This window comes from Dactylosporangium sp. NPDC000244 (assembly GCF_040300725.1).
Lineage (GTDB): Bacteria > Actinomycetota > Actinomycetes > Mycobacteriales > Micromonosporaceae > Dactylosporangium.
The window spans coordinates 112240-136842 of sequence record NZ_JBEPEH010000011.1; the positions used below are offsets into that span (position 1 = coordinate 112240).

Annotated in this window: 25 protein-coding genes; 11 read left to right on the plus strand and 14 right to left on the minus strand. The window is 73.8% G+C overall.

All coding sequences use genetic code 11. The features are described 5' to 3' along the window. Window positions 1-32: 32 nt before the first annotated feature. Window positions 33-1514, plus strand: coding sequence for an ABC transporter substrate-binding protein (locus ABT369_RS17380; protein WP_350612985.1), 1482 nt, complete (start codon window positions 33-35; stop codon window positions 1512-1514). A gap of 160 nt (window positions 1515-1674) precedes the next feature. On the opposite strand, the gene ABT369_RS17385 is transcribed toward ABT369_RS17380, so the two are convergent. From ABT369_RS17385 to ABT369_RS17400, 4 genes are all read right to left on the minus strand, one after another. Next, window positions 1675-2082 (minus strand): (R)-mandelonitrile lyase, encoded by a 408-nt coding sequence (locus ABT369_RS17385; protein WP_350612987.1) that lies wholly within the window; start codon window positions 2080-2082, stop codon window positions 1675-1677. 62 nt (window positions 2083-2144) lie between these two features. Further along, window positions 2145-3161, minus strand: coding sequence for an aldo/keto reductase (locus tag ABT369_RS17390; protein ID WP_350612989.1), 1017 nt, complete (start codon window positions 3159-3161; stop codon window positions 2145-2147). 88 nt (window positions 3162-3249) lie between these two features. Continuing rightward, window positions 3250-4284, minus strand: coding sequence for a zinc-binding dehydrogenase (locus ABT369_RS17395; RefSeq protein ID WP_350612991.1), 1035 nt, complete (start codon window positions 4282-4284; stop codon window positions 3250-3252). Window positions 4285-4353: 69 nt separating this feature from the next. Then, window positions 4354-5235: a helix-turn-helix transcriptional regulator gene (locus tag ABT369_RS17400; RefSeq protein ID WP_350612993.1), complete on the minus strand. Its 882-nt coding sequence runs from the start codon at window positions 5233-5235 to the stop codon at window positions 4354-4356. Between the two features lie 150 nt (window positions 5236-5385). On the opposite strand from ABT369_RS17400, the gene ABT369_RS17405 reads away from it, so the two are divergent. From ABT369_RS17405 to infA, 3 genes are all read left to right on the plus strand, one after another. After that, entirely contained in the window at window positions 5386-5892 is a 507-nt protein-coding gene (locus tag ABT369_RS17405) for a pyridoxamine 5'-phosphate oxidase family protein (RefSeq protein ID WP_350612995.1), read from the plus strand. Between the two features lie 179 nt (window positions 5893-6071). Continuing rightward, on the plus strand, window positions 6072-6806 hold the full coding sequence (locus ABT369_RS17410; RefSeq protein WP_350612997.1) for a GNAT family N-acetyltransferase: 735 nt from the start codon (window positions 6072-6074) through the stop codon (window positions 6804-6806). Then, window positions 6806-7030, plus strand: a complete 225-nt coding sequence (infA, locus tag ABT369_RS17415; protein WP_344619086.1) for a translation initiation factor IF-1 — start codon at window positions 6806-6808, stop codon at window positions 7028-7030. Before ABT369_RS17410 ends, infA begins: the two co-directional genes overlap by 1 nt. Here the strand turns inward: infA and ABT369_RS17420 are convergent. The 3 genes from ABT369_RS17420 to ABT369_RS17430 form a co-directional block, all read right to left on the minus strand. Beyond that, window positions 7027-7602 (minus strand): HD domain-containing protein, encoded by a 576-nt coding sequence (locus tag ABT369_RS17420; protein WP_350613000.1) that lies wholly within the window; start codon window positions 7600-7602, stop codon window positions 7027-7029. The two genes, infA and ABT369_RS17420, sit on opposite strands and share 4 nt — an antisense overlap. A 39-nt stretch (window positions 7603-7641) precedes the next feature. After that, a complete protein-coding gene (locus ABT369_RS17425; RefSeq protein ID WP_350613001.1) occupies window positions 7642-8247 on the minus strand; it encodes a cadmium resistance transporter in 606 nt (201 codons plus the stop codon). Between the two features lie 64 nt (window positions 8248-8311). Next, complete coding sequence (locus ABT369_RS17430; RefSeq protein WP_350613003.1) at window positions 8312-10153, minus strand: Hsp70 family protein; 1842 nt, start codon at window positions 10151-10153, stop codon at window positions 8312-8314. Window positions 10154-10241: 88 nt separating this feature from the next. Here ABT369_RS17430 and ABT369_RS17435 point away from each other — a divergent pair, with 88 nt between their 5' ends. From ABT369_RS17435 to ABT369_RS17445, 3 genes are all read left to right on the plus strand, one after another. After that, the gene (locus tag ABT369_RS17435) at window positions 10242-10889 is read left to right on the plus strand and encodes a LuxR C-terminal-related transcriptional regulator (RefSeq protein ID WP_350613005.1); all 648 of its coding nucleotides are present in this window, start codon (window positions 10242-10244) and stop codon (window positions 10887-10889) included. 68 nt (window positions 10890-10957) lie between these two features. Then, on the plus strand, window positions 10958-12091 hold the full coding sequence (locus ABT369_RS17440; RefSeq protein ID WP_350613007.1) for a DUF418 domain-containing protein: 1134 nt from the start codon (window positions 10958-10960) through the stop codon (window positions 12089-12091). Then, on the plus strand, window positions 12088-12948 hold the full coding sequence (locus ABT369_RS17445) for a sensor histidine kinase (protein WP_350613009.1): 861 nt from the start codon (window positions 12088-12090) through the stop codon (window positions 12946-12948). The genes ABT369_RS17440 and ABT369_RS17445 overlap by 4 nt, the downstream gene beginning before the upstream one ends. A gap of 7 nt (window positions 12949-12955) precedes the next feature. On the opposite strand, the gene ABT369_RS17450 is transcribed toward ABT369_RS17445, so the two are convergent. From ABT369_RS17450 to ABT369_RS17460, 3 genes are all read right to left on the minus strand, one after another. Then, complete coding sequence (locus ABT369_RS17450; RefSeq protein WP_350613271.1) at window positions 12956-14029, minus strand: carboxylate-amine ligase; 1074 nt, start codon at window positions 14027-14029, stop codon at window positions 12956-12958. A gap of 20 nt (window positions 14030-14049) precedes the next feature. Next, window positions 14050-15564, minus strand: a complete 1515-nt coding sequence (locus ABT369_RS17455) for a diguanylate cyclase domain-containing protein (RefSeq protein ID WP_350613011.1) — start codon at window positions 15562-15564, stop codon at window positions 14050-14052. A gap of 115 nt (window positions 15565-15679) precedes the next feature. Then, on the minus strand, window positions 15680-16918 hold the full coding sequence (locus tag ABT369_RS17460) for a YncE family protein (protein ID WP_350613012.1): 1239 nt from the start codon (window positions 16916-16918) through the stop codon (window positions 15680-15682). Window positions 16919-17059: 141 nt separating this feature from the next. Between ABT369_RS17460 and ABT369_RS17465 the strand changes: the two genes are divergently transcribed. Continuing rightward, entirely contained in the window at window positions 17060-18184 is a 1125-nt protein-coding gene (locus ABT369_RS17465) for a PucR family transcriptional regulator (RefSeq protein ID WP_350613014.1), read from the plus strand. 10 nt (window positions 18185-18194) lie between these two features. On the opposite strand, the gene ABT369_RS17470 is transcribed toward ABT369_RS17465, so the two are convergent. Both ABT369_RS17470 and ABT369_RS17475 read right to left on the minus strand, forming a co-directional pair. Beyond that, complete coding sequence (locus tag ABT369_RS17470; protein WP_350613015.1) at window positions 18195-18410, minus strand: ferredoxin; 216 nt, start codon at window positions 18408-18410, stop codon at window positions 18195-18197. Beyond that, the gene (locus ABT369_RS17475) at window positions 18410-19654 is read right to left on the minus strand and encodes a cytochrome P450 (protein ID WP_350613016.1); all 1245 of its coding nucleotides are present in this window, start codon (window positions 19652-19654) and stop codon (window positions 18410-18412) included. Before ABT369_RS17475 ends, ABT369_RS17470 begins: the two co-directional genes overlap by 1 nt. Window positions 19655-19865: 211 nt before the next feature. Between ABT369_RS17475 and ABT369_RS17480 the strand changes: the two genes are divergently transcribed. Next, on the plus strand, window positions 19866-21536 hold the full coding sequence (locus ABT369_RS17480) for a DUF4438 family protein (protein WP_350613018.1): 1671 nt from the start codon (window positions 19866-19868) through the stop codon (window positions 21534-21536). Next, window positions 21533-22213 (plus strand): GntR family transcriptional regulator, encoded by a 681-nt coding sequence (locus ABT369_RS17485; protein ID WP_350613020.1) that lies wholly within the window; start codon window positions 21533-21535, stop codon window positions 22211-22213. Before ABT369_RS17480 ends, ABT369_RS17485 begins: the two co-directional genes overlap by 4 nt. Here ABT369_RS17485 and ABT369_RS17490 read toward each other — a convergent pair. Then, the gene (locus ABT369_RS17490; protein WP_350613022.1) at window positions 22210-23238 is read right to left on the minus strand and encodes an aldo/keto reductase; all 1029 of its coding nucleotides are present in this window, start codon (window positions 23236-23238) and stop codon (window positions 22210-22212) included. The two genes, ABT369_RS17485 and ABT369_RS17490, sit on opposite strands and share 4 nt — an antisense overlap. 75 nt (window positions 23239-23313) lie before the next feature. Between ABT369_RS17490 and ABT369_RS17495 the strand changes: the two genes are divergently transcribed. Then, entirely contained in the window at window positions 23314-23886 is a 573-nt protein-coding gene (locus tag ABT369_RS17495; protein WP_350613024.1) for a TetR/AcrR family transcriptional regulator, read from the plus strand. Here ABT369_RS17495 and ABT369_RS17500 read toward each other — a convergent pair. Beyond that, a complete protein-coding gene (locus ABT369_RS17500; protein ID WP_350613026.1) occupies window positions 23846-24460 on the minus strand; it encodes an alpha/beta hydrolase in 615 nt (204 codons plus the stop codon). The two genes, ABT369_RS17495 and ABT369_RS17500, sit on opposite strands and share 41 nt — an antisense overlap. Between the last annotated feature and the right edge of the window lie 143 nt (window positions 24461-24603).

Sequence of the window (24603 nt, forward strand, 5' to 3'; positions counted from 1 at the left end):
AGGCGGGCGATGTACCCGACAGAAAGGCGTTCATGTCCATCGACTTTGTGGTTGCCACGCCGCACGACGCGATCGAGTTCAACGACGTCTATCGCAACGTGACCGGTAGTGCTGGCTATCTCGCCTGCAACAACATCTACAACCGCGTGGTCCTAAACGAGTGGTACGACATCAATGCGTTCCCCGACCTGGCCACCCACTGGGAACAGCTGGACGGGTCGCGGCGCTGGCGGTTCCACCTCAACCAGGCGGCGCGCTGGCAGGACGGTACCCCGCTGACCGCGCACGACGTCGCCTACACCCATCTGCACGCCAAGGAGATGGGCTACCAGGGCGCGATGTTCCTCAAGGACGTCGAGACGATCGTCGCGGTCAACGACCACACCGTCGACTACATCCTGCACACCCCGAACGCCGGGTTCCTGGTCCTGCTGGGCAACTTCATCTTCGCCCACATCCTGCCCCGGCACCTGTACGAGGGCACCGACTGGGCCACTAACCCGCACAACCTGAACCCGGTCGGTTCCGGGCCGTTCCGGCTGGCCGAGTGGATTCCCGGCGAACACATCATCATGGAGGCCGTCAAGAACCACTGGGGTCCGCAGCCTGAGATCGACCGGCTGATCCTGAAGATCGTCCCGGACCGCGACGAGTGCGTCCGGATGGTCGCCCGGGGTGAAGCGCACATCGTTCCGCAGGACACGCTCACGAAGGATCGCCTGCACCTGGTCCAGGGCGCGCCCGGTGTGGAGATCATGACCCGGGAAGGCCCCGGCATGGCGCTGCTGGACTTCAACCACGGCCGGAAACTGTGGCAGGACAAGCGGGTCCGCGACGCGGTCGCGCACGCCGTCAACCGTGACGAGATCGCCCAGCTCGGCGACCCCGGTGTCTCCCAGGCCTGGGACCACTACCTGCTCGGCAACTCCTGGGCGTTCAACCCGGATGCGAAGGCGCCCGGCCACGACATCGGGCGGGCGCGGGCCCTGCTCGACGAGGCCGGCGTCACCGCCGACGCGAATGGGGTACGGGGCCGGCTGACCGTCTACTACATGGACATGTTCCACGGGCACCAGCCGCTGGCCGAGATCGTCGCCCGGCAGTTGGGCGAGGTCGGATTCCAGGTCACCTTCGCCGGTCTGCCCTCCGTGGACTGGGCCCGTGAGGTACGCACGCGGCACGACTTCGACCTGATCATCGTGGGTGGCTCGATGGCGCCGGACCCGGAGATCACCGCGACCAAGTACTCGACCGGCGGGCAGAACAACATGGGCCTGCACCGCAACCGCGACGTGGACGCCGCCTACCTGGCCGCCCGTCAGGCCGGTTCCCAGGCTGAGCGCCGCGAGCACTACCAGCGGTTGCAGGCTGTCTGGGCGCACGACACCGAATGGGTACCGCTCTTCTGGTACGGCATGTACTACCCGCGGAGCGAGAAGTTCTTCGGCTGGGCCGACCAGCTGGGCTACTCCGTACCGTGGTGGCACTGGGGCCGGATGCGCCCGGTCGCCTGACCGGTCACGCGCGCCCCACATCGCCTGCGGCCGCCGGGACAGCCCACCACGTAGAACTGCTGGTGTTCGGACACAGATGCGGGCGATGACAGGTTCCAGACCGTAGCCAGCGGCGCCGCCAGGCGTAGTACGTCGAGGCCGGAATCCGCACGGTCCGCGGTCAATGCCGGTCCTCTCCCGAGTCGTACTGCGCATCGGTGACCTGCTCCAGCCACTCGACGGCCCGCCCGTCGCGAACGCCGGTGAGGGCGAGGTGCGTCATGGGCGAGGCCGGGGAGGCGCCGTGCCAGTGCCTGACCCCGGGCGGGCACCAGACCACGTCCCCGGCGCGGATCTCCTCGACCGGGCCGCCCTCCTGCTGGGTGCGGCCGACGCCGTCGGTGACGACGAGCCGCTGCCCGGCCGGATGGGTGTGCCAGGCCGAACGTGCCCCGGGCTGGAAGGTGACGTAGGCGCCGGTGTACGGCGCGGTGTCCTGCGCGGCGAAGAGCGGCTGGACCCGGACGTCGCCGGTGAAGTTCTCCGCCGGGCCGGGTGTGGACGGCTGCGAGCCGCCGCGGGTGATCACCGGCGCCCCGCGTTCGGCAGGAGGGACGGGCGGTCGGTCTGCAGGCTCATCGGTTCTCCCTTTTATGCGGTGGGCAGCGGCGCGTCGCGGTTGGTCATGGCGTCCTGGGCCGCGGGGTAGCGGGCGCCGACGATCTGGATCTGGTCGGCCGCGGCGCGCAGCTCGGCCAGCTGGCCGGCGCTGAGCTCCACCGCCGCGGCCGCCGTGTTCTCCTCCAGCCGCGCCAGGGTCTTGGTGCCGGGGATGGGCACGATCCACGGCTGCTGGTCGAGCAGCCAGGCGAGCGCGAGCTGGGCCGGGGTGGCCCCGGCCCCGGCGGCGATCCGGTTGAGGACCTCGACGAGGGCGAGGTTGGCGGCGAGCGCCTCGCCCTGGAAGCGGGGCGTCTGGCCGCGGAAGTCGCTGTCCGCGAACGTGGTCCTGGCGTCGATCGTGCCGGTCAGGAAGCCCTTGCCCAGCGGGCTGTACGGCACCAGGCCGATGCCCAGCTCGGCCAGGACGGGGATCGTGTCCTGCTCGCGGTCGCGCCACCACATCGAGTACTCGCTCTGCACCGCCGCGACCGGCTGCACCGCGTGCGCCCGGCGGATCGTGGCGGCGGCGGCCTCGGACAGGCCGAAGTGCAGCACCTTGCCGGCCTCGATCAGCTCCTTGACGGCGCCGGCGACGTCCTCGATCGGCACCTCGGGGTCGACGCGGTGCTGGTAGTACAGGTCGATGTGGTCGGTGCGCAGGCGGCGCAGCGAGTGCTCCACCGCTCGCCGGATGCTGTCCGGACGGCTGCACAGGCCGCCGGGCTCGACCCCGTTCTCGGCGAAGGCGAACCCGAACTTGGTGGCGATCTTCACCTGGTCCCGCAGCGGCTCCAGCGCCTCGCCCACGATGTCCTCGTTGGCGAAGGGCCCGTAGACCTCGGCGGTGTCGAAGAAGGTGACGCCGAGCTCGGCCGCGCGGCGGATCAGCGTGATCGCGTCCTGCCGCGCGGGGCCGCCGGTGGTGCCGTAGGCGCCGGTGAGGCTCATGCAGCCGTAGCCGATCTCCGAGACGGTCAGGCCGGTGCCGAGGGTGCGTTGCTTCACGAGGGTTCCTTTCCCGATGTGGTCGCAGTGACGTCGCCGATGCGGCGGATGGTGTTGAGGGTCCGGGGGGAGCCGGGCTCCGGGCCGGTCACGGCCGGATCAGCACCTTCAGGGCGCTGCGGCCGGCCATGGCCCGGTAGCCGTCCGGGACCTGGTCGAGGGTGACGGTGCGGTCGAAGACCTTGCCGGGCTCGACGCGGCCCTCCAGGACGTCGGGCAGCAGCTCGTCGATGTACGCGCGGGCCGGGGCGACGCCGCCCGTGAGGGTGATGTTGCGCAGGAACACGCCGAAGTCCGCGGGCACGTCCGGGTACTGCGGAGCGCCGACCCGGCTCACCGTGCCACCGTCGCGGACCACGGCGAACGCGGTCTCGATGGCCGGCTTCAGCCCCACGCACTCCAGGACGGTGTGGGTGCCGTCGCCGCCGGTCAGCTCCCGGACCCGTTCGACGCCCTCCGCGCCGCGCTCGGCGACGACATCGGTGGCGCCGAACTCGCGGCCGAGGTCGGTGCGGTCCTTGTGCCGGCCCATCAGGATGATCCGCTCCGCGCCGAGCCGCTTCGCCGCGAGCACCGCGGACAATCCGACGGCGCCGTCGCCGATCACGGTGACCGTGGTCCGCGGGTGCACGCCGGCGGTGACGGCGCAGTGGTGGCCGGTGGGGAACACGTCGGACAGGGCCAGCAGCGACGGCAGCAGCGCCGAGTCCTCGGCGACGGGCAGCTTGACGAGCGTGCCCTGCGCCTGCGGTACCCGGACCGCCTCGCCCTGCCCGCCGTCGATCCCGTCGCGGGCCCACATGCCGCCGTGCCGGCAGGAGGTCTGCAGTCCCTCGCGGCAGAAGTCGCAGGTGTTGTCGGCCCAGACGAACGGGGCCACGACCAGGTCCCCGGCGGCCAGGCCGGACACGTCCCGGCCGACCTCCTCGACGACGCCGAGGAACTCGTGGCCGATCCGGTCGCCGGCGCCGGTGGCGGGGCGTGACCCGTACGGCCACAGGTCGCTGCCGCAGATGCACGAGCGCACCACCCGGACGAGCGCGTCGGTCGGTTCCCGCAGCACCGGGTCGGGCACGTCCTCGATCCGGACGTCCCCGGCACCGTAGATCAATGTTGCACGCATGGTACTTCTTCTCCAAAATGTCCGTTTCATGAGCATGAAGTGCTGGACCACTACCCCTGCACCGCGCGGTCAGTCGGCGGGACGGGCGGCGGGCCGCTCGTGCGCGGCCGCGGTCCAGCTGGCCAGGAGGTTGAGGGCGTCCTGGGAGGCGGAGCCCGGTTCGGCGGTGTAGGCGTTGAGGCGCAACCCGACGTCGGTGATCAGATCGAGCGACTCATAGGCGAGGGTGAGGTCGCCGACCTCGGGGTGGTGCAGGTGCTTGACCCCGGAGCGGTGCAGCCGCACGTTGTGCGCCGCCCACCAGGTCCGGAACACGTCGCTGCGGGTGGACAGCTCCCCGATCAGGTCGGTCAGCGCCCGGTCGTAGGGGTCGCGGCCCGCCTCGGCGCGCAGCAGCGCCACCGTGTCCCCGGCGAGGGTCTCCCAGTCCCGGTAGAACTTCTGGCTCGCCGGGTGCAGGAAGATGAACCGGGCGATGTTCGGCGTGGCCGCCGCCGTGTCGAACAGCGGCGCGAACACGGCCAGGCCCAGCGGGTTGGCGCCGAGCACGTCGAGGCGCCCGTTGCGCACGTACGCCGGGGCCATCGTCATCGCGTCCAGCAGCCGCTGCACCACCGGCCGCAGCTGTGACGTCGGCCGGCGTCGCCCCCGAGCGGCAGCGGCCGTGGTGTTCGCGGTGCGGGCCAGGTCGAGCAGGTGCGCCCGCTCGGCGTCGTCGAGCTGCAGCGCCCGGGCCAGGGCCTCCAGGACGCCGTCGGAGACGCCGGAGAGATTGCCGCGCTCGAGACGGGTGTAGTAGTCCACGCTCACGCCGGCCAGCAGCGCCACCTCCTCGCGCCGCAGCCCGCTGACGCGGCGGTGTCCGCCGTAGGCGGGCAGGCCCGCCTGGTCCGGCGTGACCTTGGCCCGGCGGGTGGTGAGGAAGTCACGGATCTCGGCTCGGCTGTCCACGCCCTCGACGCTACGACCGCCGAGGCCCGTCTGGGAGGTTCTGCCATTACCCCCGAACGCAGACGGATACCCCGGACGGCGGGCGGATGTCGAGAACGGCCGGCCGGCTCCGTCCCCGGGGTACGAGCCGCCGACGAAGGAGCGACCACCATGCAACCGTCCGAGATCACCGAGGTCCTGAACCGGCCGATCAGCCGCGAACTGCTGGCGCGCGACCTGACCCGCCTGGCCTACGTCGCCAAGGACGGCACGCCGCGCAGCATCCCGATCGCCTTCACCTGGAACGGCTCGCAGATCGTCATGTGCACCACGAAGAACGCCCCGAAGCTGCCCTCCCTGCGCGCGAACCCGGTGGTCGCCCTGACCATCGACACCGAGGTCCACCCGCCGCGGATCCTGCTCGTCCGCGGCCGTGCCGAGCTCGATGTCGTCGACGGCATCCCGGAGGAGTACCTGCGGATGAACGGCACCTACGAGATGACGCCCGAGCAGCGCGTCGCGTGGGAGGCCGAGATCCGCTCGCTCTACGACGGCATGGTCCGCATCGTCGTCACCCCGACCTGGGCGAAGCTCATCGACTTCGAGACCACGCTGCCCACCGCGATCGAGGAGCTGGCCCGGCAGCGCGCCGAGCGTCAGGCCGCCGAGATCGCTTAATCGCTGGACGGACGGCGGGCGACGGCGGTAACGTGCCGTCGACCGTGGTCCGGCCCGAGGAGGTGAGCACTGTGAACGTCGTAACGATGTGGGTGCTCCCCATTCCCGTCACGGTCGGGCGGCTGCGGTAGGTGCCGTCCGGGAGCGTTCCCCTTGGGATCTCCCGAAAGGTGACACCGATGCACACACTCGTCATCACGCGCGTCGCCGAGCGGCAGTGGCATGCCCTCGACGACGACCTCGTGGTCGGCCGCGGCGACGTTTCGCCCCGCCCGGACGGCCGCCTCTTCCTCAGCGTCGACGCCTGGCACGACGACGTCTTCGCCCGGCTCGCCGAGGCCATGCTGGCCGCCCTGCCGCGGCCCCTCTACACCGTCGTGGACGAGGCCGACGCCGGCCTGCGAACCCGGTGGGTGCAGGCCGGCCTGACCACCCGCCGCCGCGAGTGGGAGTACGTCATGCCGAGCGGCGGCCCCGGTGCGGTACCGCCGCCGGGTCTGACGCTGTTGCCCGTCGGCACCGCCGAGCTGGACCCGCTGCGCCGCCTGGACCGCGCGGTCCGCGCGGAGATCGAGGCCACGATCGGCTGGGATCACATGCCGGCGGCGGTACTGTCCCGGCCGCTCGACCCCGCCCAGTACACGGTCGCCGCCGAGCCCGGCGGCTACGTGGGCCTGGCCCGCCTGGCGCTGCTGCCGAGGCACACCAGGATCGGCCTCATCGCGGTCCGCTCCGGCCATCGCCGCCGCGGCATCGCCTCCGCCCTGCTCGCGCAGATCCTCGCGGCCACCGCGGCCCGCGGCGTCGCGACGGTCTCCGCGGACGTACACGAGGCCAACACCGCGGCCATCGCCCTCTTCGAGGCCGCCGGCGCGCGCCGCACCGGCAGCAACCTCGAGCTGGTGATCCGCTGATGCCCAGGGCAACGGACGGCATCCAGCTCGAGGGCACCGTGCTGGAGTGCCTGCGCGACGCCAAGTTCCGCGTCGAGCTCGCGAACGGCCACATCGTCCTGGCCCACATCAGCGGCAAGATCCGCAAGAACTACATCAAGATCCTGCCGTTCGACCGCGTGCTGGTCGAGCTGAGCCAGTACGACCTCACGAGGGGCCGGATCCTGTTCCGGTACCGCAACTAACAGGACACGACGGGGTGGCCGTACTCGGCGGCGAGCCGGCTCAGGTCCGGCTCGCCGTACTCGGCGACCATCGCCTTGAACGCCGCGGCCTTGTCCTCGCCGAAGCGGCCGACGGCCACCGTGTACGCCGCGGCCGACACGAAATGCGGGGGCGTTGACTTGCTGTGGAACTTGTCGGCGTACATCACCAGCCGCTCCTCGCCCGTCTCCGCCACGTAGTCGTCGACCGGCAGGGGAAGGCCCTGCCGGTCGACGTCCTCGCGGGTCAGGCCGACGCCGGTGTGGTGCGAGCAGAACCGGCTCAGGGTCTCGGGGAAGCCGAGCCCGGCCAGCGCCTCATGGCCGAGCACGCCGTGGCGGATGTACGCCTCGCCCGGGCCGAGCCGGTACACGCCGATGTCGTGCAGCAGGCACCCGGCGCGCACGAGCGCCGGGTCCACGCCGGGGCCGGCGAGCTGGGAGGCGATCCGGGCGACGATCTCGCAGTGGGTGTAGACCAGCGCGAAGGCCTGCGGGGTCGGCGCGAGGCGTTCGTGCAGCGCGCGGATCTCGGCGTCGTCGGGGATCCTCATGAGGAGCAATACTGCCGCACAGCCCGGTGCGGCGGCGCGCTAGAGGCCGAAGGCGCCGCCGTCGACGAGGATGAGCACGCCGATGCCGATGAGCACGACGGGCAGCAGGACGTGCCCCCAGCGGCTGAGCGCCCGGGCGATGACCGGGCGGGTGGCGAAGTACCGGCCGGCGGCGATCCAGACGGCGAGCAGGACGAGGAACACGACGACGGCGACGGTCATATCACCGGGCCCGGCGGTGGCGAAGACGGGAACGTAGACGCCGATGTTGTCGCCGCCGTTGGCGAACGTCACCGCGGCGACCTCGAGTATCCGCGGGCCGCCCGGCCCGCTCTCGGGGTCCTGCTCCTCGTCGCCGCCGCGGCCACGGTGCCGCCACGCCTGGACGGCGGCCTTGATGCCGAGGCCGAGCGGGAGGAGGCCGAGGTACGGTATGGCCGCCTCGGGCAGGAAGGTGGCGCCGAACGCGGCGGCCACGGCGACGGCGAGGATCGCGGCGAAGCCGAGGTACTGGCCGGCGGCGATGGTCCGGCCCGCGTGCCGGTGGCCGGCACCCTGGGCGAAGAACAAGGCGAGGACGACGATGTCGTCGATGTTGGTGACGGCGAACAGGCCGGCGGCCTGGCCGATGATGCCGGGGTTCACCGCCGAGCCCCCGCGATGGCTCGGACCGGCGCGGCATCGGGGGCGGGTCCGTTCGCGGGGGCGGTCACGTGGGCAGGTACTGCCGCACGGCCGAGCGCACCGACGTGCGGTTCGCGCCGAGGGTGCGCAGGTCCGCGACCTTCAGCGCCGCCCCGCCGAGCACGACCCGGTGGCGCCAGTCGGGATGGGCGGCCAGGGCGTTGCCGGGCCTGGGCACGATGAGCAGGTTCGGCCGCGGGAAGAAGCCGCGCGTGCGCACCTCGGCCCGCTCCAGCTCGCCCCACGGCACGTGCACCGGGCGGCCGCGCACCGTGATCGTCAGGCCGTGCTCATCGACGAGCAGGCGCTGGGGCTCGCCCGGGGCCCGGACCATGCGGGCGATGGAGCTGCCGAGCCAGATCAGGATGTACACCCAGATCAGCAGGGCCGCGATGACCGCCAGATCGTCGTTCTTGGTCGGCTCGTAGATGGCGCCGAAGGCCAGGATGCTGCCGAGGAAGAACGGCAGGGTCCACAGCATGCGGGCGGCCGCCCGGCCGACGATCGCGCCGGTGCTGGTGCGGAACTCGGCCGGCATCCGGCCCCCGGCGGGGAAGAACGGGCGCAGCGGCGCCGGCTGCGGCGGCACGGCCCGGAAGGGCGGCGCCGAGACGGCCTGCTGGGCGATGATCGGGCGCTGGGGCACGATCGGGCCCGTCGCGGCGAACGGCGGCGACACCGGCCGGGGCGAGATCGGCATCGCGGAGACGGGCATCGGCGGTGGCGGGGACGAGACCGGTGCCTGGGCCGGGATCGGGGACTGGGCCGGGATCGGCGACGGGATCGGGGCCGGGTGCGCCCGGACGTCGGTGACCAGCGCGCCCTCGGCGACCACGAGCTCGGGCTGGTCCAGGACCGTCGGGGCGATGCCCACGGCCCGGTGCAGCTCGGTCGCGACCAGCGGCATCCGGGTCGAGCCGCCGACCAGGAACAGGCCCGCGACCTGCTCGCGCGGCACCCCGGACGCGGTGAGCGTCGCCGCCGTCACCGCGACCGTCTGCGCGATGAGGGGCCGGGCCCGCTGCTCCAGCTCCCCGCGGGTCACGTGCAGGTCGCGGTCGAGAATCGGCACGAGCAGGCCGGCCGAGGACTCGCGGGAGAGGCGCTCCTTGAGCATCCGGGCGTCCTCGCGCAGGGTCCGGGCGGCGCGGCGGTCCGGGGCGGTCCGCGGGTGGGACAGCCGCGCCCACGCCTCGGGATCGCTCGCGCCGGCGACGGCCCCGATCTCCTGCACGACGAGCTCGTCGAGGTCGACGCCGCCGACGTCGTCGAGGCCGCGGTACGCCAGCGTCTCGAACCCGTTCGCCGTGCGCCGGACCACGGAGGCGTCGAACGTGCCCGCGCCCAGGTCGTACACGAGGACGCTCGCCCCGGGCGGGACCCGCTGGCCGAGCACGGCGGTGAAGTAGAGCCCGGCCGCGACCGGCTCCGGCACCAGCCGCGGCGGCGGGAGTCCGGCCCGGCTCGCGGCCTGCGTCAGCACCGCCCGGCGCGCCGATCCCCACTCGGCCGGATAGGTCATGACGAGGTCGTCGACCGGCCGCCCGGCCACCTGCCGCGCCTCGTCCGCGACCCTGGTGAGCGTGGCGGCGACGGCGGCGATCAGCGGTACCGTCGCATCACCCAGCAGCAGGTCCGGCTCGTCGACGTGGCGCTTCGGATTCGGCTCGAACCGCACCGGGTCGAGCTTCGCGCTGTTGATCGCGTCGCGGCCGGTCGCGAGGTGACCGTCGGTCATCGCGTACACGGCGGAGGGCAGCAGCGGGGAGCCGTCGAACAGCAGCGGCCGCGTCTTGCCGTCGGGCCAGCGCAGGATGGCCACGGTGTTGGACGTGCCATAGTCGACCGCCAGCGCGAACAGGCTCACCACGGTGACCCTACGCGACGCCGTCCAGACCGGCCCGTGCCGAGGTCGGGTCGGCGGCCCGGCCGGTCGGCACGGTACGGTGTTGCGCGTGCGAGTCGTGGTGGCCGAGGACCTTGCCCTGCTGCGCGACGGGCTGATCCGGCTGCTGGAGGCGCACGGCTTCGAGGTCGTGTCCGCCGTCGACAACGGGCCCGACCTGCAGCGGGCCCTCATCGAGCAGCGCCCCGACGTGGCCGTGGTCGACGTGCGGCTCCCGCCGACGCTCACCGACGAGGGCCTGCGCGCCGCCCTCGCTGCCCGTGCCGAGGTGCCCGGGCTGCCGGTGCTCGTGCTGTCGCAGTACGTCGAGCGCCTCTACGCCCGCGAGCTGCTCGCCGACGGCCGGGGCGGCATCGGGTACCTGCTGAAGGACCGCGTCTCCGACGTCGACGAGTTCGTGGCCTCGGTCCGGCGGGTCGCGGCCGGCGGCACCGCGCTGGACCCGACCGTGGTCGCCCGGCTCCTCGACAGCCGCGAGCGCACCCTCCCGCTGGACCGCCTCACCGCCCGCGAGCGCGAGGTCCTCGCGCACATGGCCCAGGGCCGCTCCAACGCGGCGATCGGCGCCGCGCTGTTCATCACCGAGAAGGCCGTCGCGAAGCACACGAACAACATCTTCGCCAAGCTGGACCTGCAGGCGTCGGAGGACGACAACCGCCGGGTGCTCGCCGTGCTGGCCTACCTGGAACACGGGTAGTAGTACCCCCACCGGTCGGGGTCGCACTGTCCTCGATACCCGGCCGCGCGAGGACGAGGCTCATGGGCATGACAGAGACAGTCCTCGAACCCGGGCCCGTCAAGCGGTCCGAGCGGGCGCTCGCCCCCGACCTCACCCGCGGCGCCATGCTGCTGTTCATCGCCCTCGCCAACGCGGCCAACTTCGCGTTCGCCGGGCAGCCCGGCCTCGACCCGCACCCGAGCGGCCTGGCCCGGGTCGTCAACTTCGTCATGGCCACCTTCGTCGACAGCCGCGCGTACCCGGTCTTCGCCGTCATGTTCGGCTACGGCCTCGTGCAGCTCGCCCGGCGCAACGCCGACCGGGTGCTGCTGCGCCGCAACGCGCTGCTGCTGGGCTTCGGGGCCGTGCACGCGACGCTGCTGTACTTCGGCGACTTCCTCGGCGCCTACGGCATCGTCGGCATCGTGGCGACCCTGCTGCTGGTGCGCCGCGGCGACCGCTTCCACCGGGCGATCCTCTGGCTCTGGGGATTCCAGACGGTGTACGCGCTCGTCTTGTCGGTCATCGCGCTCGCCGGCGCCCACGGCGGGACGGCCGGCATCACGAACACCCCGAACGCGTCGCTCGCGGCCCCGACCTACCTGCGGTCGATGGCCGACCGGCTCGCCGAGTGGCCGGTGCACACCTCCACCGTGCTGCCCTTCATCGTCATCGTCTGGCTCGGCATCTGGGCCGCGCGCAAGCGGGTGCTCGAGGACCCGGCGGCGCACCGCACCCTGCTGCGCCGCACCGCGGTCGTGTCGCTGGGCATCTCGACGCTGGGCGCGCTGCCCTACGCGCTCATGTGCGCCGACGTGCTGCACGCCGCACCCGGTACCGTCGAGGCCATGGCCCGCATGCACGCGATCACCGGCGAGTACGGCGGCCCCGGCTACGTGGCCCTCTTCGGCCTCGTCGCGCTGCGGCTGGCCGGCCGCACCCCGCGCGCCCTGGAGCCCGTGGTGGCGCTCGGGCAGCGGTCGCTGAGCGGGTACCTCTTGCAGTCGCTGTGCTGGGTCGCACTGTTCAGCCCCTTCGCCCTGCACCTCGGGGGAACCTGGGCCGCCGCCGGGTGCGCGGTCGCGGTGTGGGCGGTGTCGTGCCTGGGCGCGAAGGCCCTCGCCGACCGCGGCCACCGCGGCCCGGCCGAGACCCTGCTGCGGAAGTTCGCCTACCGATGATCCGGACCGTCGCCTGGACGCGCCTGGCCGCCGACCTGCGGGTCGCGGCCGGGCGCCGGCCGTTGCGGACCGCCGCGACGGCCGGTGTCGTGATGGCGGTCGTGGACCTGACGGTGTGGGTGTCCACGGGCGGCGGGTACTTCTGGCCGGCCTGGACCATGCTCGGCCTGGCCCTGCTGTTCGGCGCCGTCGCCTGGGTGCAGCGGCGGGAGTCGGCGCTGGCCGGCCGGGTGAGCGCCCTGACCCGCTCCCGCCGCGGCGCGGTGGACCGGCAGGCGGCCGAGCTCAAGCGCGTCGAGCGCGACCTGCACGACGGCGCCCAGGCCCGGCTCGTCTCCCTGTCGCTGACCCTGGGCCTGGCCGGCAGCCTGGTCCGCCTCGACCCGGACGGCGCCGCCAAGCTCATGGAGGAGGCCCGCACGACCGCGGTCGCGGCCCTGGACGACCTGCGCGCGGTGATGCACAGCATCCACCCGGCGGTGCTGGCCGACCGCGGCCTGCTCGACGCGACCAGGGCCCTGGCCCTGAACCTGGCCGTGCCGGTCACGGTGACCGGCGACGCCCCGCGGGAGCTGTCCGCGGCGGCGGAGACGGCCGCCTACTTCGCCGTGTCGGAGTGCCTGGCGAACGTGGTGAAGCACAGCGACGCGACGGCCGCGACCGTGACCTTCGCGGCGACCCCGGCGGCCCTGCGCGTCACCGTGCGGGACGACGGCCACGGCGGCGCCGACCTGGCGGCCGGCACGGGCCTGCGCGGCATCGCGGACCGCCTGGACGCGGTGGACGGCACCCTGCGCCTGCACAGCCCGCCGGGCGGCCCGACCACGGCGACGATCACGATTCCGCTGGACCGCTGAGCCCGGCTCAGGCCGCGGCCGTCTCGGCGGCGCGGGTGCTCAGGGCCTCGGGGACGGTCGCGGCGCGGCGCAGCCGGGTGGCGCCGTTGCCCTCGTCGTGCAGGCGCGTCAGGCCCGCGTGCGCGAGGTCCAGGTCGCCGTGGGCGTCCAGGGCCGGTGCGATCTCGTCCAGCAGATCGCCGACCAGCTCCCACGCGGGGCGCGCGGCGCCGTGGCGCAGGTCGGTCAGCGTGTGGCGCAGGCCCGAACGGCAGGCGTTCCAGTGCGCGGCCCGCAGCAGGTGCTCCGGCACCACCGGCAGCGGCGCTCCCGCGGCGAGCGCGGCGGCCAGGGTGGCGACCAGGCCGCGGACCAGGGCCGCGAGGAGCACCGCGTCGGCGGCCGTCGGGGCCACGTCGGCGATGCGGACCTCGACCGTCGGGTAGTGCAGCGACGGGCGGGCGTGCCACCAGACCAGCTCGGGCTCGTACATGGAGCCGGACGCGACCAGCTGCGCCACCGCGCGCTCGTAGTCGGCGAAGGACTCCAGCGGCGGCGTCGGGCCCAGGCCCGGCCAGCGTTCGACGGCGATGCCGCGCCAGCTGTCGTGGCCGGTGTCCCCGCCCTCGTGGAACGGGGAGTTCGCGAACATCGCCTGCAGCACCGGCAGCCACGGGCGCAGGGCGGTGCACACGCGCACGGCCAGGTCGCGGTCGGCGACGCCGACGTGCACGTGGCAGCCGCACAGGGCCGGGTCGCGGGCGATCGGGCCGTAGTGCCGCGCGATCGCGCGGTACCGCGGCGAGTGGGCCACGCTGCGGTCCGGCTCGGCGACCGGCGTGGCCGCGACGGCGACGAGCCGCACCCCGGCCCGCGCGGCGGCCCCGGCGGCGGCGCGGCGGTTCGCGGCCAGGTGCTCGTGCAGCTCGGGCAGCGTCGTGCAGACCGGCGTGACCATCTCCAGGGTGCTGCGCCGGAACTCGTGCCGGCTGCGCTCGCGGGCCTCCGGCGCCAGCGCGGCCCGCGCCTCGGCCACGAGCGGGAGACTGTGCCACGAGTCCGGGTCGAGCAGCAGGAACTCCTCCTCGACCCCGACCGTCATCGACACGCGTCCAACCTAACTCAGGCCGGCACCCGGGCCTCGGGGGCGGCGAGCGCTTCGGCCTTGCGGGCGGTCTTGATGCGGTACATATCCGCGTCGGCATCCCGCAGGAGCGCGTCGAGCCCGGCCGGGGTGCCGGTGGCCACGCCGACGCTGGCGCCGACGCGGGCCTCGGTGCCGCTGAGTGCGTACGGCTCGCTGAGCGCCTCGGTCAGGGCCTGCGCCAGGCGCCGGGCCACGTCCGCGTCCGTGTCCGGCAGGACCACCGCGAACTCGTCGCCGCCGAGCCGGACGGCGAGATCGTCGGCGCGCACGCGCGCGGTCAGCCGGCGGGCCGCGGCCACCAGCAGCTCGTCGCCGGTGTGGTGGCCGTGGCGGTCGTTGACCTGCTTGAAGCCGTCGAGGTCGAGCACCAGGATGCTCAGGCTCGCGGCCGGCGGCAGCGCGGCCAGGCGCTCGGCCAGCAGCGCCCGGTTGGCCAGGCCGGTGAGCGCGTCGTGGGTCGCCCGGTGGCGCAGCTCCCCGTGCAGCTGCCGCAGCTCGAGCATGCTGCGGTCGAGGTCGGTGAGCAGGCGGTCGTTGTCGTGGAAGGCGACGACCTGGCGGCTGAGCACCAGGCCGGTGATGACCAGCACCCCGGCGGCCACGCCCCACAGCCGCGGGTCGGCGCCCCGGCCGGCCAGCGCGAACACGAGCAGCAGCTCGGTCACGCCGACGGCGACGTACGGCATGAGGCTGAACCGCCGCCGGCGCACCCGGGCGTCCTCGCGCGGGTTGCGGGTCTGCACCTCCTGGATGCGCACGCTCGCCACCGTCAGGATGCACGACAGCAGCGACGCGACGGCCTCCACGCGCGGGTCCGGGCCGCCGGTGACGATGATGCCCGCGGCCGAGCCGAGCGCGGAACCGGCCACGCCGGCGCACCCGGCCACGCCGGCGAGGCGGGTGAACGGTGCCGTGCCGCTCAGGATGAGCTTGAGCGCGCCGAGCACGATGACGAGCATGACGACCGAGGACGCCGCCGAGGCGAGCCGGTCGGCCAGGCGCGGGTTGCCGAGCTGGGCGCCGATGGAGAAGTACCACAGCAGCACGGCGACCCCGGCGAGCACGGTGGCCGCGTCCAGCCACAGGCGCAGCCGGAGCCGCCCGGTGTCCCCGAGCGGGTGGCGCAGCATCAGCACCACCATCTCGGACATCGCGAGCACGACGCACAACGACTGCACGATGCTGGTCGGGGTGCCGGGGCCGCCCGCGATCACGAGGGCGGTCTGCAGCCCGTCGCCCAGCGCGCACAGCAGCCCGGCGGCGGCGAGCCCGAGCCAGAACCGGCGGGCGGGGCGGTCGCCGGCGGTGAGCCGGGCCAGGCGCACCGAGAAGAACAGGATGCCGAGGTCGAGGCCGGTCTGGATGCCCCAGGACAGCGCGGACCCGCCGGGCCCGGCGAGGAACCAGATCGGCACCGCGAGCGCGAGGGCGCCCATGCCGAGCAGCACGGGGTCACGCGCGAGCCCGCCGCTCGACGACCGTGGCGCCATGACACCTCCCCGAATCCGCTCTTCAGGGAAAGCGTTCGGCCGCCGCGGGGGACACCTGAGCGGGCCGGGCGGATGCAACCGCCCGGCAACCACAGTGCTCGGCTTGCGGATCGGGTCAGCTCGCGGCGATGTGACCGATCCGCACGCGCTGGGGGTGGTCGCCGACGGGGATGCTGACGACCTTCTGCCCGGTGGCGAAGCTGATCGCGGTCACCTGGTCGGCGCCGGACTCGGAGATGACGCAGTCGCGGCCGTCGCCGCTGACCGTGGCCCAGTAGGGCTTGCTCGCCGGGATCAGCGCGCCCTCCCGCAGCGTGGCCCGGTCCACCACGGTCGCGTAGTCGTCCATGGTGCCGGCCACGCACAGGTGCGCGCCGTCCGGGCTCATCGACAGGCCGTGGTGGCGGGAGTCGTTGACCCAGGTGGTGCGGTCCGGGCTGGTCGCCGGGTTCTTGGGCAGCTCCCGGACGCGGGTGATCCGGTCGGAGGCGACGTCGTACTCCACGAAGCCGTTGAAGAAGGAGAGCTGGAAGTACAGCGTCCGCTCGTCCGGGGTGAAGACGGCCGGGCGGACGGCGTCGGACAGGTCGCTGCGGCCGAACGCGTCCAGCCGCTGCCGCATGTCGATGGTCCGGACCACCTGGAACGTGCGCGTGTCGGCGATCGTGATGTGCCGGTCGCCCTTGGTCCAGTCCAGCCACGGGTCGTCGAGGTCGGTGTTGACCTCGCCGATGGACATGTTCCACAGGTAGCGGCCGCCGTCGGTGTAGATGTTCTCGTGCGGCTTGTCGCCGGCGGTGAACGAGCCCAGCTGCCGGCCGGTGGTGATGTCGAGCACGTGCACGGTGTTCGACGTGGAGGCGGAGACGGCGACCTGGGTGCCGTCGGGGGAGACGGCCATGTGGTCGGCCCGGAAGCCCGAGACCGGGAAGCGCCAGCGCAGCGCGCCCGTGCGCAGGTCGATGGCGACGACGTCGGCGAAGCTGGGCCGGGACACGACCAGGGCGCTGCCGTCCGGGGTCGTGTACATGTCGTCGACGAGCTGGTCGTGGCCCTCGCCCGGCCCCTGCTGGACGCCGAGGTAGAAGGCGAGCCGGACCGGGTTGAGGTAGATCTCCCAGAGCCGCCGGTCGCGGTCGGGCACGACGTTGATCCGGCGGAGCTTCTCGTAGGTGCCGCTGGAGCGGATCACGTCGACCGTGCCGTCCCAGTTGTTGCCGACGAACATCACCTCCTGCAGCGCGGGCGCCGCGGCGGCGGGCGCGGACGCGGACGCGAGGGGCACGAGCGCGCTCGCGAGCAGGGCGAGGCCGGCGAGCACGGCGCGACGGCGGGGAACGGGGCTGGCGGACACGCGGCCTCCCTGGGCTTTGTCGTTACTCTGCGGTAACGTCCAGGAAATCGCCGATCGGTGGCGGTCGATAGGTCCCGGCGCACAACGCCGCGCCCGGCGATTGTGCCGAACCCACAAACGCGAACCCACAGCGAGGCCGATGTGTCCACCCCGCTCGCGCCGCTGCTGGCCGCCCTGGCCGGCGACGAGGGGCTGGTCGACGAGCTCGTCGCCGCCGCCCGGTCCGCCTCGCCGGACGTGGCGCGGCTGCCCGCGCACGAGAGCCGGCGGCACGTGGCCCTGCTCCTCGCGGCCGGCCTCGCCGCGTTCCAGGGCGGGGAGCCGGAGTTCGGGGAAGCGGCGCGGCTTGGTGCCGACCGGGCCGCGCAGGGCGTGCCGTGTGCCGGGTTGTTGTGTGCGGTACGGGCGGCCCGGACCCGGGTGCTGGAGGTCGCCGTCGTGCGCGGGCGGGCCGCGGGGATCCCGGACGAGGTGCTGCTGAGCGCGGCGCTGGACTTCGACCGGTACGTCGGCGCGCTCGAAGGCCACGTCGTCGAGGGCTATCGCGAGGCCGAGCGGGCCCGGGCCCGGGGCCGGCGGGACCAGCGCGACGCGGTGCTGCGGGCGCTGCTGCTCGGCGGCCAGGCGGACGATGCCGCGGCGGTGGGGCTGCGCGTCGGTGTGCGGTACCGCTGCGTCGTGCTGAACGTGACCGACCCGGCCCGGGCGGAGGCGCTGGAGCCGCGGCTCGCCGCGTGCGGCGGGGTCTTCGGCACCGTGGAGGGCCGCCTCGCCGGGCTGACCCCGGGCTCCCCGGCGGCCGCCGGCCCGGACGTCACGGCCGTCGTCGGGCCGCCGCTGCCGCTCGAGCGGGCGGCCGAGGGCTACCGGCTGTGCCTCGCCGCGCTGACGGGGGCCGTGCGCTTCGCCCGCACCGGCGTGCACCGGGTGGTCGACCTCGCCGCGGAGACGGCCCTGGCCGCCCAGCCGGAGCTCGGCACGGCGCTGGGCGAGGCGCTGCTCGCGCGGCTCGACCCGGCCGACGCGTTCCACCGCGAGCTGGTCGGCACCGCCCTGGCGTACCTCGACCACGGCCGCCGCCTCGACCGCACCGCCGCGGCGCTGCACGTGCACCCGAACACGGTCCGGTACCGGCTGCGCGCCCTGCACGAGCGCACCGGCCTGCCCGTCGACGACGACGGCGCCCCGGTGCTCACGACCCTGCGCTGCTGGTGGGCGTTCGAGACGTGGCAACGCGGCCGGTGCGGCCCACGGGCAGCGCCGTGACGCAGTCGCGTCAGCCCGAGGCCGCGCCGCGGTTCGTGTGGATCTCGATGACGGCGGCCGGGCACCGGGTCGCCGCCTCGTACGCCGCCTCCCGCAGCCGGGCCGGCGGGTACTCGTCGAGCAGGATCACCACCCCGTCGTCGTCGCGCTGGTCGAACAGGTCCGGGGCGACGAGCGCGCAGACGCCCGAGCCGATGCACTTGTCCCGGTGGACCTGGACCCACATCAGTCGCCGTCCTCGTCCCCGGCGGGGAACGCCGGCAGCACCTCGTCCCAGAGCACCGGCACCGCGACCGGCCCGCCCACCGCGGTCCGCGTCTTGAAGCGGATGTCCTCGATCGGCACAGCCAGCCGCAGCGACGGGATCCGCCGGGGCAGCGTCGCCAGCACGGCGGTCAGCTCGAGCCGGGCCAGCTGCTGCCCGACGCACTGGTGCGGCCCGTGCCCGAAGCCGACGTGCGGGCCGGGCGCGCGGCCGACGTCGAACCGGTCGGCGTCGGCGAGGAGCGCGGTGTCGCGGTTGGCGGACTGGATCGCCAGCACGATGAGGTCGCCCGCCCGCATCGGCTGCCCGCCGATCTCGCAGTCCTCGAGGACCTCGCGCATGAGGCCGGTGCCGACGCCGAGGTACCGCACCAGCTCCTCGGCCCCGCCGGCCGCGAGCCCGGGACGCTCCCGCAGCCGGGCCAGCTCCGCGGGGTGCTCCAGCAGCGCCAGCATCCCGTGGGCGATCACGCTCGCGGTGGTGTCGTAGCCGGCCATGAGCAGGCCCGCGGCCATCGACACGAGCTCGGTGTCGGTGAACGGCCGGTCGGTCTGGTCGCTGCGCACGATCATGCGGCTGAGCACGTCGTCGCCCGGGTTGGCGCGGCGGGCGAGGACGGTGCCGAAGAGGTACTCCAGCAGCGGCCGCATCGCCGCCCCGTAGTCCTCGGCGCTGGAGCCGCCGGAGAACAGTGCGTCGGCCGCCCGCTGGAACAGCGCCCGGTCGGACTCCGGCACGCTGAGCAGCTCGGCGATGACGGCGGTGGTCACCGGCTTGGCGAAGGCGGCGTAGAGGTCCACCGGCGGGGCGGTTGCGGCCAAGGTGTCCAGATGCTCGTCGACGATGCGCCGCACGAGCGGGCGCAGCTGCGCGATCCGCTTCATGTTCGACACCTCGGGCGCCATGTGCCGGCGGAAGCGCAGGTGCTCCGGGCCGTCCATGCGGGCGAAGTCGCCCTCGCCGGGCGGCTCGCTGTTGTAGCCGGCGAGGATGTGCGCGGCCGTGCCCGGGCGGGTGGTGAAGCGCCGCGGGTCGCTCAGCACCTCGCGCACGTCGGCGTAGCGCGTCACGAGCCACGCGTCGATCCCCGTCGGGCAGGCCACGCGGATGACCGGGCTGGTCGCGCGGAGCTCGGCGTACTCGGGCGGCGGGCCGAACGGGCAGCCCTTCTCGGCGGGCAGCGGAAGCTCACGCACAGCAGTCATGGGTACCCCCGATTGCGACAGTGCGTTCATCTTGGTCGATGAATGCCCGACACGCCAGGATCAATCCCCAACATGTCCGCTCCAAGTGCTCAACCCGTCTTATGCAGCTATTTCGCGACATAGACCCCCGGCCAAGATGGATCATGTAAAGAGCTGGTAACAGGTGAAAGTCGGTTGTCGACAATCAGCCGTCGACCGTTAAGGTTCTCGCATGCCCCAGCCCGCGGTGCTGATCGCCACTTACCTGGAGCCCGAGCACGTCGGCCGCATCGCGGCGGCGGCCCCGGGCGTCGAGGTCCTGTACGAGCCGGAACTCCTGCCGATCCCGCGGTACCGCTGCGACCACACCGGCACCCCGCGCACCCTCAGCGCGGCCGGGAACGCCCGCTGGGAGCGGATGCTGGCGGGGGCCGACATCGCCTTCGACTTCGACTGGCAGGACCCGGCCCGGCTGGCGCAGCGCGCGCCGAAGCTGCGCTGGGTGCAGGCCACCAGCGTCGGCATCGGCGGCTTCGTGCAGCGCACCGGCCTGGAGCGGACCGGCATCACGTTCACGACGGCGGCCGGCATCCACGCCGTGCCGCTGGCCGAGTTCGCGGTCACCGGCGCGCTGTACTTCGTCAAGGGCGTCCCCGAGCTGCGCCGCCGCCAGGCGGCGCAGCGCTGGGAGCGCTACACCACCGCCCAGCTCGCCGGCCGCACGGTCACCGTCGTCGGCCTCGGCGGCATGGGGCGGCAGGTCGCCCGCTCCTTCGAGGCCCTCGGCTGCACCGTCATCGGTCTCGGCCGCGACCGCATCGCCGAGCTGGACGAGGTGCTGCCCGCCACCGACGTCCTCGTGCTGTGCTGCCCGCTCACCCCGCAGACCGAGGGGCTGATCGGCGCGAAGCAGCTCGAGCGGCTGCCCGAGGGCGCGATCCTCGTGAACATCTCGCGCGGCCCGGTCGTCGACGAGCCCGCGCTGATCGAGGCGCTGGCCGGCGACCGGCTCGCCGGGGCCGCGCTGGACGTGTTCGCCACCGAGCCGCTGCCGGCCGAGTCGCCGCTGTGGGGCCTGGACAACGTGCTCGTCTCGCCGCACTCCGCGTCCACGGTCGCGATGAACCTGACGGGGGCGGTGGAGACCCCGACGATGGGGTCCTCGCCCTACCTCGTCGACGCCGACGGCGCCCCGTACGTGCCGATCGGCTCCTCGGGCGTGGTGCTCGGGGTCCGCCTCGGCGACGGGGTCTTCGACCATGACGCCGACCACGCGGCCCCGGGCGTCACCCTCGAGCACCGTGACCAGGCCGCCCGGCACGCGCTGGCCGCGTTCGCGTGCCTGGGCAACGAGGCCGTCGTGCGCACCGGTGCCGCCGCCGGCGCCCGCGGGACGGTGCTCGGCAAGCGCGGCGAGGAGGGCCGGGTCATCGTGCTCTTCCCCGACGAGGTCCTGGCGCAGCTGCTGCCCGGGGACGCCGTCGCGGTGCGCGCCCACGGGCAGGGCGCGACGCTGCCGGGGCTCACGGTGCTCAACACCGACCCGCGGATGCTGCCCCGGCTCGCGCTCCCGCTCGGCGTGCGCGGGGTCGTCCCCTCGTCCGTCGTCGGCATCGGCATCGGCCGCCCGGCCCAGCTGTGGGACCTCGACCTGCAGGAGGTGCCGCCCGGGCTGCGGCTCGGCGACCTCGTGGCCGTGGACGACCTCGACGTGCGCCACAACGCCGGCTACCGGCGGGGCTGGCGCACGGTGGGCGTGATCGTGCACGGCGGCAGCCCACTGCCCGGCCACGGCCCCGGCCTGATGCCGCTGCTCTGCGGCCCGGCGGCGGATCTGCCCGTGCACGCCGACGGCGACCAGCACCTCGGCCTGCGGGCCGACGACCTAGACTTCCGGCCATGACCGACCCCGGATCGTTCCTGCACCGGTCGCTGCCCGAGGCGGTGTACCTGGTCCTGCGGCGCAAGATCCTCAACAACGAGTACGCCGCCGGGCAGCGCCTCGTCGAGGCCCCGCTGGCCGAGGAGCTCGGGGTCAGCCGCTCGACCGTCCGCGAGGCGCTGCGCCAGCTCAGCGTCGACGGCCTCGTGGACATCTCGCCGCGGCGGCACAGCGTCGTGACGCGGATGTCCTACGAGGACATTCGCGACGCCTGCTATGCCCGCTTCGTCCTGGAGGCCGGCGCGGTGCGCTGCATCACCGGCAACCGGGACGACGTCCTCGGCCGCATGCAGCAGGTGGTGGACCGGATGGCGGACACCGCCGCCGACGGCGACGTGGCCACCATGATCGACCTCGACACCGAGTTCCACGGCTGCATCATCGACGCCGCGGGCAAGCAGCGCCTCGCCGTGCTGTGGCGCACCCTGGACGCCCAGATGGGCGCCCTCATGCGCTCGTCGATCGACCGCCAGCACATCGGCCTGGACGAGGCCGTGCGCCGCCACCAGTACGTGATCGACGTGTTCCGGGTCGGCTCGGGCGACGAGATCGTGGCGATGCTGGAGGACCACTACCTCGGCGCCGTGGACAGCATGGCCGAGGCGGGCGTCCTGGAGGGGAAGGCCACCGGCACCTAGGCCGCCGCGCGGTCGCCCGCCGCGCGGCGGCGCAGCGGGGTCTGCTGCATCTCCGGCGGGTTGTAGGCCATGTCGAGGCGGCCCACGTCGGTGCCGGGCGCGACGACGGCGTCGATCTCGTCCAGGATCGCGTCGTCGAGGGCGACCTCGGCCCCGGCGAGCAGGTCGTCGAGCTGCTCCATGGTGCGCGGGCCGATGATGGCCGAGGTGACGCCGGGGTGGGCGACGGCGAAGGCCATGGCGAGGTGGGTCAGCGACAGCCCGGCCCGCTCGGCGAGCGGGATCAGCCGCTCGACGGCGTCGAGGCGGCGCTCGTCGCGGTAGTGCTGGAACGGCAGGTTGCTGCGGTGGGTGCCGGCCTGCTGCCCCTTGCGGAACTTCCCGGTGAGCATGCCCTGGGCGAGCGGGCTCCAGACCAGCGTGCCCATGCCGTAGCGCTGGGCGACGGGCAGGATCTCGCGCTCGATGCCGCGGTCGAGGATGGAGTACGGCGGCTGCTCGGTGCGGTACCGCTCCAGCCCCCGCCGCTCGGCCGCCCACTGCGCCTCGACGATCGCGGAGGCCGGGAACGTCGACGAGCCGATCGCCCGGACCTTGCCGCTGCGCACGAGGTCGGTGAGCGCGGACAGCGTCTCCTCGATGTCGACAGTCGGGTCGAGGCGGTGCACCTGGTAGAGGTCGATGTAGTCGGTCCGCAGCCGCCGCAGCGAGTGCTCGACCTCGGCCATGATCCAGCGGCGCGAGGTGCCGCGCCGGTTCGGGTCGTCGCCCATAGCCCCGTTGACCTTCGTGGCGAGCACGACGTCCTCGCGCCGGCCCTGCAGCGCCTTGCCCACGATCTCCTCGGACTCGCCGCGGGAGTACACGTCGGCGGTGTCGATGAAGTTGATGCCCGCGTCCAGCGCCCTGTGGATGATCCGGACCGAGTCCTCGTGGTCGGGGTTGCCGATGGCGCCGAACATCATGGCGCCCAGGCAGTAGGGGCTGACCTGGATGCCGGTGCGGCCGAGCGTGCGGTAGCGCATGCTGCGCCTCCTTGCGTACGATGAGCAAAGCGGAACGCTTTATCAGTTACTACGATACGGAACGTCTTCTCACTTATGCAACCGACACCCGGCAAGCGCGTGCGCGCCGACGCCCAGCGCAACTTCGACGCGCTGGTCGAGGCGGCCCGCGAGGTCTTCAAGTCCTCCGGCGTCGACGCCCCGGTGCGCGAGATCGCGACCCGGGCCGGGGTCGGCCTGGCCACCTTCTACCGCCACTTCCCGGAGCGCTCCGACCTGGTGACGGCGGTCTTCCGGCACGAGGTCGACGCGTGCGCCGACACCGCGGCCGTCCTCGCCGCCGAGCACCCGCCGCTTCCGGCCCTCGTGCGGTGGCTGCACCGCTACACCGGGTTCGTGAGCGCGAAGCGCGGCCTCTACGCGGCCCTGCACTCCGGCGACCCGGCGTTCGAGCCGCTGCCGCTGTACTTCCGCGAGCGCTTCGAGCCGGCCCTCACCGGGCTGCTGGCCGCCGCGGCCGAGGCGGGCGAGATCCGGGCCGACGCCGAGCCCATGCACGTCCTGCACGCCATCTCGCGCCTGTGCACCGGCGTGCACCCGGACGCCGACCGGTACATGGTCGACCTGCTCATCGACGGCCTGCGCTTCGGGGCCGGGTCCAGGGACTGACGAACTCGCGCACGATCCGGTTCCAGGTGCGCCAGTGCCGCAGCATCGTGTGACCCCCGCCCGGGACCGGGACGAACCGGGCGCCGTGCGCGACCACGAACCGGCGCGACGCGGCCGGGTCGGTGATCCGGTCGCGGTCGCCGTGCGCGACGAGCAGCGGCAGGTCCGCCGGCACGGGCAGGTCCTGGTCTGGCGGCTCGATCCAGGGGGCGAGCGCGCAGACGCCGCCGACGCCCGGCTCGGTCGCCACGTGCAGGGCCACCCGGCCGCCCATCGAGTGCCCGACCAGGACCACCGGCACCCCCGGGTGACGCCGGGCGGCCTCGGCCAGGGCCCAGCGGGCGTCTCCGACCGGGTGCCGCTCGGGCTCGTTCCAGCCCCGCATCCGGTACCGCAGCCGCCACACGGCCACGCCCGGCCCCGCCACCGCCCGGCCGAACGGGAGCATCCGCAGGTAGGCGACCCCGTAGCGCCGGGCCGCGGCCGTGCTGTCCGCGTTGCCCCCGGGCAGGAGCAGGACCAGCACGCGCGGTTCGGCGGCGCCGCGGACGCTCAGGTGGGGCTCGCTGCTCATGCCGCTGATTCGACACCATGCGACCCCCGGCCGGGCAGGACTCCGGTCACATCCCCATCCGGCGGGTGGCGGGGCGGAGCGGGCTCCTTCCCCTGCCTCCCGGATAGAGTTTGCCGCTGTGCAAGGGGTCCGCGTTTGCCGTA